Origin of the sequence: Phyllobacterium sp. SL163 (genome assembly GCF_049896885.1) — a bacterium.
GTDB lineage: Bacteria > Pseudomonadota > Alphaproteobacteria > Rhizobiales > Rhizobiaceae > Phyllobacterium > Phyllobacterium calauticae.
Map to the genome: position 1 here is coordinate 575,546 of NZ_JAFCVE010000002.1, position 16,311 is coordinate 591,856.

Here is a 16,311-nt window from a genome sequence, read left to right on the forward strand (position 1 = left end):
ATGCAGACCAACTTCACCCCGCAGCAGTTGCTTGACCCCGGTGTTGCCGAATCCGAAAAGATCCTGCGCAAATGCGTTCATTGCGGGTTCTGCACCGCCACATGCCCGACCTATGTCACGCTGGGCAATGAACTCGACAGCCCGCGCGGCCGCATCTATCTCATCAAGGACATGCTGGAAAATGGCCGACCTGCCGATGAGCAGATCGTCAAGCATGTCGACCGCTGCCTGTCCTGCCTTGCCTGCATGACAACCTGCCCGTCGGGCGTGAACTACATGCATCTGGTCGACCATGCCCGGGCTCACATCGAAAAAACCTATAAACGCCCCGTGATGAACCGTTTCATCCGGGCGCTGCTGGCTTTTGTTCTGCCGCATCCCCAGCGCTTCCGCCTGTCATTGGCGGCAGCGAAATTCGGCCGTCCCTTGGCGCCGCTGTTCCGGTCCGTCCCGGCACTGAAACCGGTTGCAGCCATGCTTGAACTCGCGCCGAAATCCGTTCCGGCAAAGTCACGCTTTGCCGAACCGGGCCTGCACAAGCCGGCGCGGGAAAAGCGGGGCCGTGTCGCCATCCTGACAGGCTGCGCCCAGCCGGTGCTGAAGCCCGGCATCAACGAGGCGACGATCCGTCTTTTGACCCGCCTCGGCGTTGAAGTCGTCGTGCCGAAGGGCGAGGGCTGCTGCGGCTCCCTCGTCCACCATATGGGCCGCGACGAGGCTGCGCTGGATGATGCCCGCCGCAACGTCGATGTCTGGACGCGTGAGTTGAACACAGGCGGGCTCGACGCCATCATCGTCACGGCTTCGGGCTGCGGCACGACGATCAAGGATTACGGCCATATGCTGCGGCTCGATCCGGACTACCGTGACAAGGCGGCTGTCATCTCGGGGCTTGCCAGGGATATCACCGAATATCTGACGACCCTCGATCTGCCCGCACCGTCGCAACCGGCGGATCTCGTCGTCGCCTATCACTCCGCCTGTTCCATGCAGCATGGCCAGAAACTGACACGGCAGCCGAAGGATTTGCTGAAAGCCGCTGGCTTCACCGTTCGCGAGCCAGCCGAGGGGCATCTTTGCTGCGGGTCCGCCGGGACCTACAACATCATGCAGGCGGAGATTGCCCGCACGCTGCGCGACCGTAAGGTGAAAAACATCGAGGCGACCGGGGCCAGTGTCATTGCGACAGGCAATATCGGCTGCATCACCCAGATTGCCAGCGCTGCGAAACTGCCCATCGTCCATACGGTCGAATTGCTGGACTGGGTTTACGGCGGACCGCGGCCCGAAGGCGTGCCTGCGCCTGTCATGCGCGCTGCCGAGTAGAGGCAAAAGAAAGGCGGTGGTTCCATCGGAACCACCGCCCAGTTTCGGCACCGCCCCCGGTGCCGTCCCCACTAACTCTCACATCACAACGACTTTTGTGCCGACTTTGACGCGTTCGTAGAGATCCGTAACATCCTCATTGCGCATGCGGATACATCCGCTGGAGACGGCGTGGCCGATCGTCCAGGGCGCGTTGGTGCCGTGAATGCGATACAATGTATTGCCAAGATAAAGCGCGCGGGCGCCGAGCGGGTTGGCCGGGCCGCCTTCCATGTGAACCGGGAGAATCTTGCCCTTTTCTCTCTCGCGCTCGATCATTGATGCGGGCGGGCGCCAGTCCGGCCATTCCGCCTTGCGGGTGATGTTGTTGGTGCCGTTCCAGCCAAAGCCTTCCTTGCCGACGCCAACGCCATAGCGGCGGGCCTGGCCATCGGCTTCGACGAGAAAGAGGAACCGCTGGGAGGTATCGATAACGATGGTGCCGGGTGCCTGCGGGCCACTATAGGCAACGGTCTGCGGCAGGAATTTCGGGTCCATGGCGCGCTTTTTGGGCTGCGCATCCGCGCCGGGTTCTGCGGGGCGGCGGAACGACACTTCGCGCACGGCCGGGTTCGCCGCCTCTTCGGTCCGGGCGGAACGGCGTGCCTCGCGGCGATGCACGCTTGTGCCGCGAGCCGGCGGGTCGCTCAGGACAACGCGGTCGCGCATATTGGCCGAGGTGCCAACGGGGCGTTCCCGCAGCTGCATCACCCACGGCGCGGACAGGTCGGGGCTCATAACCACCGGCGGCCGGGTCGCGTAGCGCTCGCTGGCATTGGCGTGGACTGTAAAGGCGGTCAGGCAGGAGGTGACAAGCAGCAATGCGGTCTTCATCGGGCAATTCTCTTGGCAATCAACGCTCCTGACAGGATTTGTCAGGTTTCGGATTGAGTTTGCGCGCGTGGCGGTAGAAAAAAGTGAACGAGGATCAATAAAAAGCGATTCTTTCCGGAAACTATTTGTTGTGGTTACCGGATGGTTTCGGTCACTGGTTAATGCCAGATGAACATGTTCCGGAAGGACAGGCAGATGACGGAAGAAGCGCCGGTAAAGACGGGTTTGATGACGGGTGAGGATGGGCAAACCAGGTGTTCCTGGCCCGGAGCGCTGCCGGAATATATCCACTACCACGATCACGAGTGGGGACGTCCCGTCACGGACGACCGCCGGCTGTTTGAAAAGATATGCCTGGAAGGCTTTCAATCCGGCCTGTCATGGCTGACCATCCTGCGCAAGCGCGAAAACTTCCGCGAGGCGTTCGACGGTTTCGATTTCGAGCGCATCGCCCGCTATGGCGAGAAGGATATCGAGCGGCTGCTGGCCAATGCCGGGATCATCCGCCATCGCGGCAAGATCACCTCGACCATCAACAATGCCAGACGCGTCCTTGAACTCCTTGAGGAGAAAGGTTCGCTTGCCGCCTATTTCTGGAGCTTTGAACCGCCTGTTGAGGAGCGACCCAGACTTGCCGACTATGGCACGCTGATGGCCAATCCGACGACACCGGCGTCGGTGCGCCTCTCCAAGGATTTGAAGAAACGCGGCTTCAGCTTTGTCGGCCCCACCACCATGTATGCGCATATGCAGGCCATGGGGCTGGTGAACGACCATGTCGAAGGCTGCAAGTGCCGGGCGGAGATCGAAAAAATCCGCGCCAATTTCAAACGGCCTGTCTGATCCACCTGTAGTAAACTGAAAACGGCATGCGGGCTTGCTTTGCTGCGGCAATTGCGAGCCGGTAATTCCTTGCCCTCCATGCCCTGATCGGTTAGAGCAAACTCCAATTCACTTCAAGGCATCGGATCAAAATCATGACAACGAAGGCAGACAGGTTGAAGGCGCGGCTGCCGCGCGGTTTTGTGGATCGGGTTCCCGATGATCTGCGTGCTGCCGACGCGATGATGGCCGACATCCGCAAGGTCTACGACCTCTATGGTTTCGAGCCTGTGGAAACACCGCTCGTCGAATATACCGATGCGCTCGGCAAGTTCCTGCCCGACCAGGACCGGCCGAACGAGGGCGTGTTTTCCTTCCAGGATGATGACGAGCAGTGGCTGTCGCTGCGCTACGACCTGACGGCGCCCTTGGCGCGCTTTGTGGCCGAGAATTTCGAGAGCCTGCCAAAGCCCTACCGCAGCTATCGTGCAGGCTGGGTGTTCCGCAACGAGAAGCCGGGTCCCGGCCGTTTCCGCCAGTTCATGCAGTTCGATGCCGATACGGTCGGCGCGCCCTCCGTCTCGGCGGATGCGGAAATGTGCATGATGATGGCTGACGTGATGGAAGCTGTCGGCATCAAGCGCGGCGATTACGTCATCCGCGTCAACAACCGCAAGGTTCTGGACGGCGTGCTGGAGTCCATCGGGCTGGGCGGCGATGACAAGATGGGCCAGCGTCTGGTCGTGCTGCGCGCTATCGACAAGCTCGACAAGTTCGGCGTCGATGGCGTGCGTCTCTTGCTCGGTAAAGGCCGTCTCGACGAAAGCGGCGACTTCACCAAGGGCGCGGGCCTCGACGAGGCGGCGATCGCCAAGGTGCTGGCATTTACCTCAGCCGGTGGAGCCAATGGCAGTGAGACCATTGCCAATCTGGAAGCCGTTGTCGCCGGAAACGACAAGGGTGTCGAAGGCGTTGCCGAACTGGCCACCATCGAGGCCCTGTCGTCCGCGGCCGGTTACGGCGCGCGCATCCGCATCGATCCGTCCGTGGTGCGCGGCCTTGAATATTACACCGGCCCGGTCTTCGAAGCCGAACTGACCTTCGATGTCACCAATGAGAAGGGCGAAAAGGTCGTTTTCGGCTCCGTTGGCGGCGGCGGCCGTTATGACGGTCTGGTGTCGCGCTTCCGCGGCGAGCCCACGCCGGCAACGGGCTTTTCCATCGGTGTATCGCGTCTGATGACGGCGTTGAAGAACCTTGGCAAGCTCAACACGTCGGATAATGTCGGGCCGGTGGTCGTGCTGGTCATGGACCGCGATACGGCAAGCCTCGGCCGCTACCAGAAGATGGTTTCGGACCTGCGGCAGGCGGGCATTCGCGCCGAAATGTATCTCGGCGGTTCCGGCATGAAGCCGCAGATGAAATATGCCGATCGGCGCGGTGCACCCTGCGTGATCATTCAGGGTTCGCAGGAACGCGACAATGGCGAAGTGCAGATCAAGGACCTGATCGAAGGTGCGCGTCTTTCGGCCGAGATCGAGGACAATACCGTGTGGCGTGAAGGCCGTCAGGCGCAGATCACCGCCAGGGAAAGCGATCTCGTCGCGGAAGTGCGCAAGATTCTCGAAGCCCAGGCTGAGGATCGCGCCAACGCCTTGAAGGCTGGCTGATCCGCTATGACCGGTTCCCGCGCTCCTGTCTTTGCCCGTGATCTTGCCGCGCTGATTTCCGCGCGGGATGCGGAGCTTGTGGATATTCCGGTTATTCAACCCGCTGACCAGTTTCTGGATATGGCGGGCGAGGACTTGCGCCGCCGGATTTTCCTCACCGAGAACGAGAACGGCCAGAGCCTGTGCCTGCGCCCGGAATTCACCATACCGGTCTGCCGCAACCATATTGAGCTCAATGCCGCGACGCCCAAGCGTTATGCCTATCTCGGTGAGGTCTTCCGCCAGCGGCGCGAGGGCGGCAACGAGTTCTTTCAGGCCGGGATCGAGGATCTGGGCGATGCCAACCGCGCCCGTGCGGATGCCCGTTCGCTGGCCGATGCCATTGCCTCCATCCGGCTTGTCGCGCCGAAAGCCGAACTTGAAACGCTGCTCGGCGATCAGGCGATTTTCGAAGCGGTTCTCGCGGCACTGGGCCTGCCACGCGGCTGGCAGAAAAAGCTGGCGCGCGCCTTTGGCAATCCGGGTCAGCTGAAGAGCCTGCTCGCCGATCTCTCGTCCAGCCAGAAGAACGGTTCTCTGCCCGGCCGTCTCACTGCGCTGGTAGCGGACGGTGACGAGACCGGACTTGCCGCCGCGCTGGAACAGGACATGCAGGTGGCGGGTATTTCGCCGGGTGCAGGGCGCAGTCCGCATGAAATTGCGCGCCGTCTGATCGAAAAAGCCAATCTGGCTTCGGTCAAGCTGCCGGCACAGGCCTTTGCCGCGCTCGAAACATTTCTCGCCATCCGGGTGCCATTGCAGACGGCTTCAACACACCTGCGCACTTTCTCGCGCGCCAATGAGTTCGATCTCGGACCGGCGCTCGATCAGTTCGAGGCCCGGGTTGTCGCCGTGCGCGAAGCGGGGATCGAACAGGAAAATATCGTTTATGACGCAGCCTTTGGCCGTCCGCTCGATTACTACACCGGGCTTGTCTACGAGACTCGCGCGCTCGCCAGTCCTGATCTTGGCGCCATTGTCGGCGGCGGGCGTTATGACCGGCTTTTGACCATGCTTGGCGCTGTCGATTCCATTCCCGGCGTCGGTTTTTCGATCTGGCTGGATCGGCTGGAGAAAATTGCCGGAGATGCGCGATGACCATTACCCTTGCGCTTCCCTCCAAGGGCCGCCTCAAGGAACAGGCCCTTGAGGTCCTTGAAAAAGCCGGGCTGAAAGTCATCCTGCCCAAGGATCAGCGCAACTATCGCGCGCAGGTCGAGGGTGACAGCAGGATCGACATCCTGTTTCTGTCGGCCTCGGAAATCGCCCGCGAGCTTGGCTATGGCAGCGTTGATCTCGGGGTAACCGGCGAGGACCTCATCCGTGAGAGCCTGTCGGCAGCCGACGAGCGCGTGCAGATCGAAGCACGGCTTGGCTTCGGCCATGCGGATGTGGTCGTGGCCGTGCCCGAGGTCTGGTACGACGTGTCGACGATGGCTGACCTTGACGACGTGGCTGCCGAGTACCGCCAGCGTCACGGCCGGCGTTTGCGGATCGCCACCAAATACTGGCGCCTGACCCAGCAGTTTTTCTCGCAGATGCACGGTATCCAGGTCTACCGCATCGTTGAAAGCCTTGGCGCCACCGAGGGCGCTCCGGCATCGGGATCTGCCGATATCATCGTCGATATCACCTCGACCGGCTCCACCCTGCAGGCCAATCACCTGAAGGTTCTGGAAGACGGCATCATCCTCAAATCCGAGGCGTGCCTCGTTTCCTCGCGCCGCAGTGCCGATCCGACGGCGGTTGCGGCTCTGGCGCAACGCATACAGGCGGCGATAGCGCGCGGCTAAGCATCAACTATCCGTGATATCACGTGGCTTTGTAACTTTTACGGCCGCTCATACGTATTTCCCAACGAGATGACTGATATGTTTCGGTCATCCTGTTCAGGGAGACTTTGTCATGATGACACGCCGATCGCTTTTTGGCGGAGCTGTTCTGGGGCTTGGAGCGCTGATTGCCGCGCGCTTTTTCCCCCACCCCAAAGCCTATGCAGCCGGTACTTTTGAAGTCGAGCATACGGATGCCGAATGGAAGAAGCTGCTCACCTCAGACCAGTATGACGTGCTGCGCAAGGAAGGCACGGAGCGCCCGTTCACCAGCCCGCTCAACCACGAAAAGCGCAAGGGGACATTTGCCTGCGCCGGGTGTGATCTGGCTCTCTTCGATTCCGACACCAAATTTGACAGCGGCACCGGCTGGCCGAGTTTCTGGGCGCCGATCAAGGGTGCTGTCACGGAAGTGTCGGACAGTTCCTTCGGCATGACACGCACCGCCGTCAACTGCCACCGCTGCGGCGGCCATCTGGGCCATGTCTTTGACGACGGGCCGCAGCCGACCGGTCTGCGCTATTGCATGAACGGCGTCGCCCTTACCTTCAAACCAGCCGCCGCCTGATATCCGGGAAAGGATTATCGATATGAAATTGCGTCAAATTCTGCTCGCTTCCTGCCTCATCTTCACGCCGGTCACTGCCTTTGCCGAAAGCATCACCATGGTTCCGCCACCCGCCATGGACCAGACGGCAACCGCAAAGACGGAAACGATCGTTCTCGCCGGCGGCTGCTTCTGGGGCGTGCAGGGTGTCTACCAGCACCTGAAGGGTGTCACCAATGCCGTGTCCGGCTATTCCGGCGGCAAAAAGGAAACCGCGAGCTACGAGATCGTCAGTTCCGGCAACACCGGCCATGCGGAATCCGTCGAGGTGACGTTCGATCCCAAGGTGGTCAGCCTCGGCAAGATCCTGCAGGTCTATTTCTCCGTGGTGCACAATCCGACAGAGTTGAACCGGCAGGGCCCGGATTCTGGAACGCAGTATCGCTCGGCGATTTTCACCACAAATGAGGATCAGGCGAAAATTGCCAGCGCCTATATCGCCCAATTGGACAAGGCAAAGGCCTATTCGGGACCGATCGTCACCAAGATTTCCGCGCTGGACAAGTTCTATCCCGCGGAGGGCTATCATCAGGATTACGCGACGCTGCATCCTTCGCAGCCCTATATCGCCTATTATGATCTGCCGAAGATCGAGGGCCTCAGCAAACTCTTCCCGCAGGACTACCGGGACAAACCTGTTCTGGTCAGCGAGGCGAAAGCGTCAAACTGACGGGAAACCGGGACAATAAAAAGGCCGCGTTAAGCGGCCTTTTTCATGCAACATGGATCGATTTCAGCGAAGCTTGGCATCGACCGAAAGCGTGCCTGCACCATGCTGGGCCAGAACGAAGAAGCCGCCGGCGATTGCAAGGTTCTTGAAGAACTGGATGCTTTCGAAGGGTGCCCAGTGACCGACATAGGCGGCGCCGAGTGTAAAGAGGCCGAGAAGAATGGCTGCATAGCGCGTCTGGAAGCCGAAGAGAACGGCAAGGCCGCCTACGAGTTCGACGAGACCGACGATAGCGGCTGTTACCGTTGGCAGCGGCAGGCTCTTGGCTGCAAAATATTCAGCCGTACCGGCCAGGTTGGTCAGCTTGCCATATCCCGCCGGGATGAACAAAAGAGTCAGCAGAATGCGGCTGAGCAGCGTGACGATGGCATTGCTGGACGTTGTTGAGTTGGCAAGTGCGTTGTCTGACATGGGATCGTTCTCCAGAGTTTGTCGTGACAACCGAATACCTAAATTCGATTGTCAAACAAAGCCACTATTTTCTCGACGCATTGTTCACAATGAAATGATTTTCTCTTCTCATTCCGGTGCGATCATGCGTTCTGGACGAACGAGACGGTCGTAATCCTCGGCCGAAACGTGGCCGCTGGCCAGTGCTTCCTCGCGCAAGGTCGTGCCATTCTTGTGGGCGGTCTTGGCGATTTTGGCTGCATTGTCGTAGCCGATGGCGGGCGCAAGCGCCGTGACCAGCATCAGGGAACGCTCGAGCAGGTCCTTGATGCGCACTTCGTCCGCTTCGATACCCTCGACGCAATTGTCGGCGAAGGACACCATCGAATCGGCAAGCAGGCGGATTGACTGCAGGACGTTGAGCGCAATAACCGGCTTGAACACGTTGAGCTCGAAATGGCCCTGGCTGGCGGCGACGGTAACTGTCGTATGGTTGCCGAATACCTGTGCCGCGACCATCGTCAGCGCTTCGGCCTGCGTCGGGTTGACCTTGCCCGGCATGATCGACGAGCCCGGTTCGTTTTCCGGCAGCTTCAGTTCACCGAGGCCGGAGCGGGGCCCTGAACCCAAAAAGCGGATGTCGTTGGCGATCTTGAAGAGATCGGTGGCAAGCGCGTTCAGGCTGCCGTGGAAGTTGGCGAGCGCGCCGTGGCTGGCAAGCGCTTCGAACTTGTTCGGTGCAGTCCTGAAGCTGAGACCGGTGATATCCGACACTGCTTCGGCAAAGCCGGTATCGAAACCAACCGGTGCATTCAGGCCGGTGCCGACGGCGGTGCCGCCCTGCGCCAGCAGGAACACATCGGCAAGGCTCTGTTCGATGCGCTTGCGGGCATATTCCAAAGCGGCGCGATAGCCGGAGAATTCCTGGCCGAGCGTGACTGGTGTCGCATCCTGCGTATGCGTACGGCCGATCTTGATGATGTCGGCAAAGGCCTTTTCCTTCTTCGCCAGGGCGGCGGTCAGATGGTCAAGGGCAGGATAGAGCCGCTTGGTCGCCTCGACGGCAGTGGCGATATGGATGGCGGTCGGGAACGTATCGTTCGACGACTGGCTCATGTTGACGTGATCGTTCGGATGAACCGGCTTCTTCGAGCCCTTTTCCCCGCCGAGCATCTCGATGGCGCGGTTGGAAATGACTTCATTGGCGTTCATGTTCGACTGGGTGCCGGAACCGGTCTGCCAGACGACGAGCGGAAAATGATCGTCCAGCTTGCCTTCGATGACCTCTTCCGCCGCAACGGTGATGGCGCGGCCGGTCACGTCGTCGAGCTTGCCGAGCGCCATGTTGGTCTCTGCGGCAGCACGCTTGACGATGCCGAGGGCGCGGACGAGCGGGATCGGCATTCTTTCGCCGCCGATCTTGAAATTATGCAGCGAGCGCTCGGTTTGCGCGCCCCAGTATTTGTCCGCGGCGACTTCGATGGGACCAAACGTATCTGTTTCGGTGCGGGTATTGCTCATCGTGCTTTCTATCCTGTTGGAAGTTGCCGGAAGAACTACTGCTAACCTCCGCGCGAGGCAAGGTTTGCCAGGAGAATGTTGTTCTGGAAATCGTTCGGCAATGGGATAAAATCGATTATACGGCGTTCTGCGCAAACGAAAATTTCGGCAAGGTTACCCATGAATTCACCCCAGGAGACGCCTGTTCTTGCCAATTGCTCGGGACAGTATCGTGAGTCGGTGCCCCAGGCGGCGCTGAGGCCGCATTTTCTCTGTGTCTGGAGCCATGTAAGCCCGCATGCCTGGGGAAAGCCGGTGACCGTTGTCCCCGATGGTTGCGTCGATATTCTGTGGTCGCAAGGCCGTTTGAGTGTCGCTGGTCCCGATATCGCACCCCATGTGGTTGATCCCGGCATAACGAGCGTTGTCGGCATGCGTTTCGCGCCCGGCGCGGCCGCAAAATGGCTCGGCCTACCCATGTCCGAACTCGTGGGATTGCGTGTTGATCTCGGCGAATTGTGGGGTGCAAAAGCCGAAGCGCTTGTGGACACACTGAGCCCGGCGCAATCGGAGACAGAGGCAATGCAACGGCTGGAATCGGCTATTGCCGCAATGGCGGGTTCGATGGATCGGCCCGATGAGGTCATGTCCCATACCTTTTCGGCACTCGGCCGGGTGGGCGAAGGGTCGCACGTATCCCGGCTCGCAAGGCTTCTCGATATGAGCGAACGCACGTTGCGGCGGCACTGCCGGACACATTTCGGCTATGGTCCAAAGATGCTCGAACGCATCCTGCGCTTCCAGCATTTCCTCCGGTTGGCACAGTGTACGCCGGAAAGCCGCCTTGGCATGCTGGCATTTGAGGCGGATTATGCCGATCAGGCGCATTTGAGCCGGGAGGTAAAAGCGCTGGCGGGCATATCGCCCGGCGATGTCTTGCAGCAGATGGCGGCCTGATTGGCCGTTTTGTTCAAGACAGGCCGGTGCGATAAGCGATAGGTAACATGCAAATGGGGAGGACAGGCCGTGGTGACGCGTGACTCGCGAACTCTACAGGTTTCCATCGAACGGGATTGGCATGCGGTCTACGACTTCGCGTCGAATCCGGAGAATGTGCCGAAATGGGCATCCGGGCTGGCATCCGGTTTGCAAAAGCTCGGGGATGAGTGGCTTGCGGACGGGCCGGTTGGGAAACTGCGCATCCGCTTCGCCCCGTTGAATGCTTATGGGGTTCTGGATCATTGGGTTATGACGGAAACCGGCGGGGAGGTCTATGTGCCGTTGCGCGTGATCCCGAACAATGATGGCTGCGAGGTCAGTTTCACGCTGTTCCGCATGCCTGACATGAGCGAGGGGAAGTTTGCGGAAGACGCCGCATGGGTTTTGAGAGATTTGACGGCATTGAAAGCCGTTTTGGAAACGCAGCAGATATGAAGGACGGATGATGGCTCAATCGGGCAGGGACAAACGGATCGACTATATCGAATTCAACGTCAGCGATATCGGCAGCATGCGCGCATTCTATGGCGAGGCGTTCGGCTGGACATTCAAGGATTACGGGCCGGAGTATTGCGAATTTTCCGATGGCAATCTCACGGGCGGCTTTGCCGCCGGCGGTGACGTGCGAACCGGCGGCCCGCTGGTCATTCTGTTCGCCGATGATCTTGCCGATGTCCAGAAACGTGTCGAAAGCGCCGGTGGGAAAATCGTCAAGCCTGTTTTTGATTTCCCGGGCGGGCGGCGCTTTCATTTCGCCGACCCGGATGGCTATGAACTCGCGGTCTGGTCCGACAAATAGGCGGGCCGTTCAGGCGGCAAGTTTCAGCATGTGCGCGTCGTAGCGCTCCATGAACTGGCGCAACAGCTGCGGATATTCCGGCGTGACCGCCGCCTTGACGCTCGGACGCTCCGACAGGGCCTGGCGCCACGCCCGGACCTTCTGGTAAGCGGCAAACACGCCATGTTCCGTGAGTGTGTCGAAGGTGTCGAAATAGCGGAAAACGGGTGCGAACACCGCATCGACAAGGCTGAATGTCTTGCCGGCAAAGAACGGCCCGTCGCCGAGAACCTCTTCGAGGCGGGCAAACTTGGCTTTCAGTGTCGCAAGCTTGTCGTTGAACAGCGCGGCATCCCCTGTGGTTTCCAGTGACCAGATATCCGAAAGGATGGTCGAGCCGAATTCCATCCAGCCACGATGGCGGGCACGCTCGAGGGCATTGTCCGGGTGCAGGCGCGGTTCTCCCTCGGTCTCTTCGATATATTCGGCAATGACCGAGCTTTCGAACAGGACAGCCTCGGAGCCATCGTCCTGTTCCACCTTCAGCAGCGGGACCTTGCCCAGCGGCGATATCTTGAGGAACCAGTCCGGCTTGGCATTGAGATCGATGTAAATCTTCTCGAAGGGCACGCCTTTTTCCGCCAGTGCAATCGCTGCGCGCTGCACGTAGGGGCAAAGGAGATGGCTGATCAGGGTCAGTTTCTTGGTCATGGCGGGTCTCCCTATTCGTGATGGCTGAACAAGCAAAAAGGGCGGCCGTCGAAACGGCCGCCCTTTGGAATTTATGCGGAGCGCGCTGCCTTCAGGGCCTTGCCCCACCAGACGATCTGATCGAGCTGGTTGGTGGCTGCCTCATTCAGATGGGCATAATCGCCAAGCGTCTTTTCGCCCTTGACCACGCTCAGATATTCCGGGAACGAGATGTGGATACCTGTCTTGACCGAGGCTGCACTCATCTCGACGAAAATCCCGCGCAGGTGCTCGATGGCCCGTGCGCCGCCGACACCGCCATAACCGACGAAACCGACCGGCTTGTGGATGAAGTCGCCAAGATCGATCGCGTTCTTCAGCACGCCCGTTGGTGCGTGGTTGTATTCGGCGACCGTAATGACATAGGCATCGAATTCACGCAGCTTCTTCTTCCAGCGTTCCGCCGTCTCGCTCTGTTCCGTGGTTGCGCGCTCTTCACCGAAAAACGCCATCGGATAGTCGATGAGATCAAGGATTTCGACCTCGACATCGTCGCGTTTGCCCGCAACGTCGGCGATCCATTTCGCCGGGAACTCGGCAAAGCGGCCAATGCGCGTGCTGCCAACGATGATGCCGATCTTCAGTTTCGTCATATTCAGAATTCCTCAGGTTTTTTGCTGTGGTAACTATTGGTTACTGGCGCTATATAAGTGACTGTTGAAAATACCCGCAAGGAGGCACTTTTTTGAAACCGAAGCACTTCCAAGTAACCTCTGCCTGTACGGCGGTGAATCACATTCTGGCCCGTGTCGGTGACAAATGGACCGTGCTGGTTATCAACTATCTGGGCAATGGTTCAATGCGCTTTAACGAGTTGAAGCGAACCATCAACGGGATTTCGCAGAAGATGCTGACCAGCACGTTGCGCGGGCTTGAGCGTGACGGCTTCGTCACCCGGACTGTCTATCCGACCATTCCGCCGCGTGTGGATTACGAGCTGACCGATCTTGGCCGCGAGCTGCTGGTGCCGGTTCGCGGGCTGGCAGATTTTGCCATTCAAAACGAGCAACGTATCGCCAATGCGCGGGCACGGTTCGACAACGCCGCCGGTGTCGCTGACATTGCTGCATCATTCGCGGAAGCGGCGGAGTAACGCGTTCACCATCATCCTTGAAAGTAAGGTAAAAATGCCTTACTTTGTTGCGGGTTAAACGGGTGGCGATGTGATGAGCGTACTGACAGTGACGGCAAAGGGCCAGGTTACTCTTCGAAAAGATGTCCTTCAGCATCTGGGTGTGCAGCCCGGCGATAAAATCGTGGCGGAGCTTCTGCCCAATGGAAAAGTTGAGGTTCATGCCGCCAAGCGGTCTGGTTCCATCGAGAATTTTATCGGACTTCTAAGCCGCCCGGATCAAAAGCCGCTCAGCGTCGAAGAGATCAATGAGATCATTGCTGACGGATGGACTGGTCTCAAAAAATGAAGGCCACGCTTGATACCAACGTTCTCCTCAGGGCCGTTGTCCAAGACGATCCGGTCCAGTCCGTCACCGCCGCCAACCTCCTCAGAGACGTTGAATTGGTGGCCGTCAGCACGACATCCCTGTGTGAATTCTGCTGGGTGCTCGCCAGAGGCTATAAGTTTGATCGAAGCGATATTGCGCGAGCCGTGCGTGCATTGACCGAAAGTGAAAATGTGGCCTCCACCAAAGCTGCCGTCGAGGCCGGTCTTGCGGTGCTCGACGCGGGTGGCGACTTTGCCGATGGCGTGATCGCCTTCGAAGGGCAGCGATTGGGCGGTGAAGTATTCGTCACTTTCGATAAAACTGCTGCCACTCTCGTTGGAGCAAGTGGTGTGTCGGTAAAGCTCCTATCGGCTTAACAGGCTGTATCCGAGCGATAATCCTCTTCGATAGAACGGTGCTTGAAATACAGGCAACAAAAAAGGCGGGCCAAGGCCCGCCTTTTCCGTATGCGATTGGCGTGGACTGATTAGAAGTCCATACCGCCCATGCCGCCCATTCCGCCGCCTGGCATCTGGGGAGCGCCGCCATTGTCCTTCTTCGGAGCTTCGGCGATCATGGCTTCTGTCGTAACAAGAAGACCGGCAACCGATGCTGCATCCTGCAGAGCCGTACGAACAACCTTGACCGGGTCGACGATGCCCATGACGATCAGATCGCCATATTCACCATTGGCCGCATTGTAGCCGTAGGTTTCCTTCTTGCTCTCAAGGATCTTGCCGACAACGATGGAAGCTTCGTCACCTGCGTTCGTTGCGATCTGGCGAGCCGGAGCCTGCAGCGCACGACGAACGATGTTGATGCCAGCGTCCTGATCGGAGTTTGCACCCTTGAGTGTCAGGTTTGCCGAAGCGCGGAGCAGGGCAACGCCACCGCCAGGAACGATGCCTTCTTCAACAGCAGCACGTGTTGCGTTGAGAGCGTCGTCGACGCGGTCCTTCTTTTCCTTCACTTCAACTTCCGTTGCACCGCCAACGCGGATAACGGCAACACCGCCAGCGAGCTTGGCAAGACGTTCCTGCAGCTTCTCACGGTCGTAGTCCGAAGTGGTTTCGTCGATCTGCTGCTTGATCTGGCCGACGCGGGCGTTGATTTCGCCCTTCTTGCCATGACCGTCAACGATCGTGGTGTTTTCCTTGGTGATCGACACCTTCTTGGCGCGGCCGAGCATGTCGAGCGTAACGCTTTCGAGCTTGATGCCGAGATCTTCGGAAATAACCTGACCACCGGTGAGGATCGCGATGTCTTCCAGCATGGCCTTGCGGCGATCGCCGAAGCCAGGAGCCTTGACGGCAGCAATCTTCAGGCCGCCGCGCAGCTTGTTGACGACGAGCGTTGCAAGAGCTTCGCCTTCGACGTCTTCGGAGATGATGACGAGCGGCTTGGAAGTCTGGACGACAGCTTCGAGAACCGGCAGGAGAGCCTGGAGGTTCGAGAGCTTCTTTTCGTGCAGAAGGATGTAGGCGTCTTCGAGGTCAGCAACCATCTTTTCAGGGTTGGTGACGAAGTATGGGCTGAGGTAGCCGCGGTCGAACTGCATGCCTTCGACGACTTCGAGTTCGGTGTCAGCGGTCTTGGCTTCTTCGACGGTGATAACACCCTCGTTGCCGACCTTCTGCATTGCCTTGGCAATCATTTCACCGATTTCAGTCTCGCCATTGGCAGAGATCGTGCCAACCTGCGCAACTTCTTCCGAAGTCTTGATCTTCTTGGCGCTCTTGCCGAGCTGCTTGACGACTTCTGCAACAGCAAGATCGATGCCGCGCTTCAGGTCCATCGGGTTCATGCCGGCAGCAACAGCCTTGCCGCCTTCCTGAACGATTGCCTGGGCCAGAACAGTCGCAGTCGTGGTGCCGTCACCGGCAATGTCGTTCGTCTTCGAAGCGACTTCACGGACCATCTGTGCGCCCATGTTTTCGAACTTGTCTTCAAGTTCGATTTCCTTGGCAACGGTTACGCCGTCCTTGGTGATGCGCGGAGCGCCGAAGGACTTGTCGATAACGACGTTGCGGCCTTTCGGGCCGAGCGTTACCTTGACAGCGTCCGCAAGGATATTGACACCGCGCAGCATGCGCTCACGCGCGTCGCGGCCGAATTTTACTTCTTTGGCAGCCATTTTATCTCTCCTGGGATTGAACCCGGTTTGATCGAAATTCGTTGATTAAAGGGAAAACCGGCTGATTAGCCGAGGATGCCCAGAATGTCGGATTCTTTCATGATCAGCAGATCTTCGCCGCCGATCTTGACTTCCGTGCCCGACCACTTGCCGAACAGGACATGATCGCCTGCTTTGACATCGAGCGGGATGAGCTTGCCGGCTTCGTCACGAGCGCCGGTACCGACGGAGACGATTTCGCCTTCCTGTGGCTTTTCCTTGGCAGTATCCGGAATGATGATGCCGCCTGCAGTCTTTGCTTCGGATTCGATACGGCGTACGACGACGCGATCGTGAAGCGGGCGGAACTTGGTCTTGGCCATGGTTAGAACCCTTGATGTTGGTGTCAAAACGGTGAAGCGAACGAGTGATCGTCCGCG

The 16,311-nt window shown here is 59.1% G+C and carries 20 protein-coding genes; 13 read left to right on the forward strand and 7 right to left on the reverse strand.

Annotation, left to right across the window (positions count from 1 at the left end):
• Positions 1-1,326 carry a glycolate oxidase subunit GlcF gene (glcF, locus tag ACP7B1_RS06420; protein WP_346307531.1) on the forward strand — a complete coding sequence of 442 codons (1,326 nt, stop codon included), beginning with the start codon at positions 1-3 and terminating at the stop codon, positions 1,324-1,326.
• A 78-nt stretch (positions 1,327-1,404) separates the two neighbouring features.
• Here glcF and ACP7B1_RS06425 read toward each other — a convergent pair whose 3' ends face one another.
• On the reverse strand, positions 1,405-2,199 hold the full coding sequence (locus tag ACP7B1_RS06425) for a L,D-transpeptidase (RefSeq protein WP_426136752.1): 795 nt from the start codon (positions 2,197-2,199) through the stop codon (positions 1,405-1,407).
• Between the two features lie 195 nt (positions 2,200-2,394).
• Here ACP7B1_RS06425 and ACP7B1_RS06430 point away from each other — a divergent pair, with 195 nt between their 5' ends.
• The 6 genes from ACP7B1_RS06430 to msrA all read left to right on the forward strand — a co-directional run bounded on the left by ACP7B1_RS06430 (position 2,395) and on the right by msrA (position 7,839).
• Complete coding sequence (locus tag ACP7B1_RS06430) at positions 2,395-3,042, forward strand: DNA-3-methyladenine glycosylase I (RefSeq protein WP_346307552.1); 648 nt, start codon at positions 2,395-2,397, stop codon at positions 3,040-3,042.
• A gap of 134 nt (positions 3,043-3,176) precedes the next feature.
• Positions 3,177-4,691: a histidine--tRNA ligase gene (gene hisS / locus ACP7B1_RS06435; protein ID WP_346307529.1), complete on the forward strand. Its 1,515-nt coding sequence runs from the start codon at positions 3,177-3,179 to the stop codon at positions 4,689-4,691.
• A 6-nt stretch (positions 4,692-4,697) separates the two neighbouring features.
• A complete protein-coding gene (locus tag ACP7B1_RS06440; RefSeq protein ID WP_346307528.1) occupies positions 4,698-5,828 on the forward strand; it encodes an ATP phosphoribosyltransferase regulatory subunit in 1,131 nt (376 codons plus the stop codon).
• Entirely contained in the window at positions 5,825-6,523 is a 699-nt protein-coding gene (gene hisG / locus ACP7B1_RS06445; RefSeq protein WP_223611694.1) for an ATP phosphoribosyltransferase, read from the forward strand. Before ACP7B1_RS06440 ends, hisG begins: the two co-directional genes overlap by 4 nt.
• 112 nt (positions 6,524-6,635) lie before the next feature.
• A complete protein-coding gene (msrB, locus tag ACP7B1_RS06450; protein WP_346307527.1) occupies positions 6,636-7,130 on the forward strand; it encodes a peptide-methionine (R)-S-oxide reductase MsrB in 495 nt (164 codons plus the stop codon).
• 22 nt (positions 7,131-7,152) lie between these two features.
• Entirely contained in the window at positions 7,153-7,839 is a 687-nt protein-coding gene (msrA, locus tag ACP7B1_RS06455) for a peptide-methionine (S)-S-oxide reductase MsrA (RefSeq protein ID WP_223611692.1), read from the forward strand.
• 63 nt (positions 7,840-7,902) lie between these two features.
• Here the strand turns inward: msrA and ACP7B1_RS06460 are convergent, their stop codons facing one another.
• Both ACP7B1_RS06460 and fumC read right to left on the reverse strand, forming a co-directional pair.
• On the reverse strand, positions 7,903-8,310 hold the full coding sequence (locus ACP7B1_RS06460; protein ID WP_346307526.1) for a DoxX family protein: 408 nt from the start codon (positions 8,308-8,310) through the stop codon (positions 7,903-7,905).
• Positions 8,311-8,418: 108 nt separating this feature from the next.
• The gene (gene fumC, locus ACP7B1_RS06465) at positions 8,419-9,810 is read right to left on the reverse strand and encodes a class II fumarate hydratase (protein WP_346307525.1); all 1,392 of its coding nucleotides are present in this window, start codon (positions 9,808-9,810) and stop codon (positions 8,419-8,421) included.
• A 159-nt stretch (positions 9,811-9,969) separates the two neighbouring features.
• Between fumC and ACP7B1_RS06470 the strand changes: the two genes are divergently transcribed.
• The 3 genes from ACP7B1_RS06470 (at position 9,970) to ACP7B1_RS06480 (ending at position 11,587) form a co-directional block, all read left to right on the forward strand.
• Positions 9,970-10,746: a helix-turn-helix domain-containing protein gene (locus ACP7B1_RS06470; protein WP_346307524.1), complete on the forward strand. Its 777-nt coding sequence runs from the start codon at positions 9,970-9,972 to the stop codon at positions 10,744-10,746.
• A gap of 69 nt (positions 10,747-10,815) precedes the next feature.
• A complete protein-coding gene (locus tag ACP7B1_RS06475; protein ID WP_346307523.1) occupies positions 10,816-11,223 on the forward strand; it encodes an SRPBCC family protein in 408 nt (135 codons plus the stop codon).
• A 10-nt stretch (positions 11,224-11,233) separates the two neighbouring features.
• Positions 11,234-11,587, forward strand: a complete 354-nt coding sequence (locus tag ACP7B1_RS06480; protein WP_346307522.1) for a VOC family protein — start codon at positions 11,234-11,236, stop codon at positions 11,585-11,587.
• A 9-nt stretch (positions 11,588-11,596) separates the two neighbouring features.
• Here the strand turns inward: ACP7B1_RS06480 and ACP7B1_RS06485 are convergent, their stop codons facing one another.
• Both ACP7B1_RS06485 and ACP7B1_RS06490 read right to left on the reverse strand, forming a co-directional pair.
• Positions 11,597-12,277: a glutathione S-transferase family protein gene (locus ACP7B1_RS06485; RefSeq protein ID WP_346307521.1), complete on the reverse strand. Its 681-nt coding sequence runs from the start codon at positions 12,275-12,277 to the stop codon at positions 11,597-11,599.
• A 71-nt stretch (positions 12,278-12,348) separates the two neighbouring features.
• Positions 12,349-12,909, reverse strand: coding sequence for an NAD(P)H-dependent oxidoreductase (locus ACP7B1_RS06490; protein WP_346307520.1), 561 nt, complete (start codon positions 12,907-12,909; stop codon positions 12,349-12,351).
• Between the two features lie 92 nt (positions 12,910-13,001).
• On the opposite strand from ACP7B1_RS06490, the gene ACP7B1_RS06495 reads away from it, so the two are divergent.
• From ACP7B1_RS06495 to ACP7B1_RS06505, 3 genes are all read left to right on the forward strand, one after another.
• Positions 13,002-13,409, forward strand: coding sequence for a helix-turn-helix domain-containing protein (locus ACP7B1_RS06495; RefSeq protein WP_346307519.1), 408 nt, complete (start codon positions 13,002-13,004; stop codon positions 13,407-13,409).
• 73 nt (positions 13,410-13,482) lie between these two features.
• Positions 13,483-13,737 carry an AbrB/MazE/SpoVT family DNA-binding domain-containing protein gene (locus tag ACP7B1_RS06500; RefSeq protein ID WP_346307518.1) on the forward strand — a complete coding sequence of 85 codons (255 nt, stop codon included), beginning with the start codon at positions 13,483-13,485 and terminating at the stop codon, positions 13,735-13,737.
• A complete protein-coding gene (locus tag ACP7B1_RS06505) occupies positions 13,734-14,135 on the forward strand; it encodes a type II toxin-antitoxin system VapC family toxin (protein ID WP_346307517.1) in 402 nt (133 codons plus the stop codon). The genes ACP7B1_RS06500 and ACP7B1_RS06505 overlap by 4 nt, the downstream gene beginning before the upstream one ends.
• 110 nt (positions 14,136-14,245) lie before the next feature.
• Here ACP7B1_RS06505 and groL read toward each other — a convergent pair whose 3' ends face one another.
• Together groL and groES are read right to left on the reverse strand one after the other, a co-directional pair.
• A complete protein-coding gene (gene groL / locus ACP7B1_RS06510; protein WP_105736257.1) occupies positions 14,246-15,892 on the reverse strand; it encodes a chaperonin GroEL in 1,647 nt (548 codons plus the stop codon).
• Positions 15,893-15,957: 65 nt separating this feature from the next.
• Entirely contained in the window at positions 15,958-16,254 is a 297-nt protein-coding gene (gene groES, locus ACP7B1_RS06515) for a co-chaperone GroES (RefSeq protein WP_105736255.1), read from the reverse strand.
• Between the last annotated feature and the right edge of the window lie 57 nt (positions 16,255-16,311).

What these genes read in the sequence shown, in the direction of transcription:
- glcF (WP_346307531.1), top strand. Translation starts at nt 1, where the DNA reads ATGCAGACCAACTTCACCCCGCAGCAGTTGCTTGACCCCGGTGTTGCC.
- ACP7B1_RS06425 (WP_426136752.1), bottom strand. Translation starts at nt 2,199, where the DNA reads ATGAAGACCGCATTGCTGCTTGTCACCTCCTGCCTGACCGCCTTTACA.
- ACP7B1_RS06430 (WP_346307552.1), top strand. Translation starts at nt 2,395, where the DNA reads ATGACGGAAGAAGCGCCGGTAAAGACGGGTTTGATGACGGGTGAGGAT.
- hisS (WP_346307529.1), top strand. Translation starts at nt 3,177, where the DNA reads ATGACAACGAAGGCAGACAGGTTGAAGGCGCGGCTGCCGCGCGGTTTT.
- ACP7B1_RS06440 (WP_346307528.1), top strand. Translation starts at nt 4,698, where the DNA reads ATGACCGGTTCCCGCGCTCCTGTCTTTGCCCGTGATCTTGCCGCGCTG.
- hisG (WP_223611694.1), top strand. Translation starts at nt 5,825, where the DNA reads ATGACCATTACCCTTGCGCTTCCCTCCAAGGGCCGCCTCAAGGAACAG.
- msrB (WP_346307527.1), top strand. Translation starts at nt 6,636, where the DNA reads ATGATGACACGCCGATCGCTTTTTGGCGGAGCTGTTCTGGGGCTTGGA.
- msrA (WP_223611692.1), top strand. Translation starts at nt 7,153, where the DNA reads ATGAAATTGCGTCAAATTCTGCTCGCTTCCTGCCTCATCTTCACGCCG.
- ACP7B1_RS06460 (WP_346307526.1), bottom strand. Translation starts at nt 8,310, where the DNA reads ATGTCAGACAACGCACTTGCCAACTCAACAACGTCCAGCAATGCCATC.
- fumC (WP_346307525.1), bottom strand. Translation starts at nt 9,810, where the DNA reads ATGAGCAATACCCGCACCGAAACAGATACGTTTGGTCCCATCGAAGTC.
- ACP7B1_RS06470 (WP_346307524.1), top strand. Translation starts at nt 9,970, where the DNA reads ATGAATTCACCCCAGGAGACGCCTGTTCTTGCCAATTGCTCGGGACAG.
- ACP7B1_RS06480 (WP_346307522.1), top strand. Translation starts at nt 11,234, where the DNA reads ATGGCTCAATCGGGCAGGGACAAACGGATCGACTATATCGAATTCAAC.
- ACP7B1_RS06485 (WP_346307521.1), bottom strand. Translation starts at nt 12,277, where the DNA reads ATGACCAAGAAACTGACCCTGATCAGCCATCTCCTTTGCCCCTACGTG.
- ACP7B1_RS06490 (WP_346307520.1), bottom strand. Translation starts at nt 12,909, where the DNA reads ATGACGAAACTGAAGATCGGCATCATCGTTGGCAGCACGCGCATTGGC.
- ACP7B1_RS06500 (WP_346307518.1), top strand. Translation starts at nt 13,483, where the DNA reads ATGAGCGTACTGACAGTGACGGCAAAGGGCCAGGTTACTCTTCGAAAA.
- ACP7B1_RS06505 (WP_346307517.1), top strand. Translation starts at nt 13,734, where the DNA reads ATGAAGGCCACGCTTGATACCAACGTTCTCCTCAGGGCCGTTGTCCAA.
- groL (WP_105736257.1), bottom strand. Translation starts at nt 15,892, where the DNA reads ATGGCTGCCAAAGAAGTAAAATTCGGCCGCGACGCGCGTGAGCGCATG.
- groES (WP_105736255.1), bottom strand. Translation starts at nt 16,254, where the DNA reads ATGGCCAAGACCAAGTTCCGCCCGCTTCACGATCGCGTCGTCGTACGC.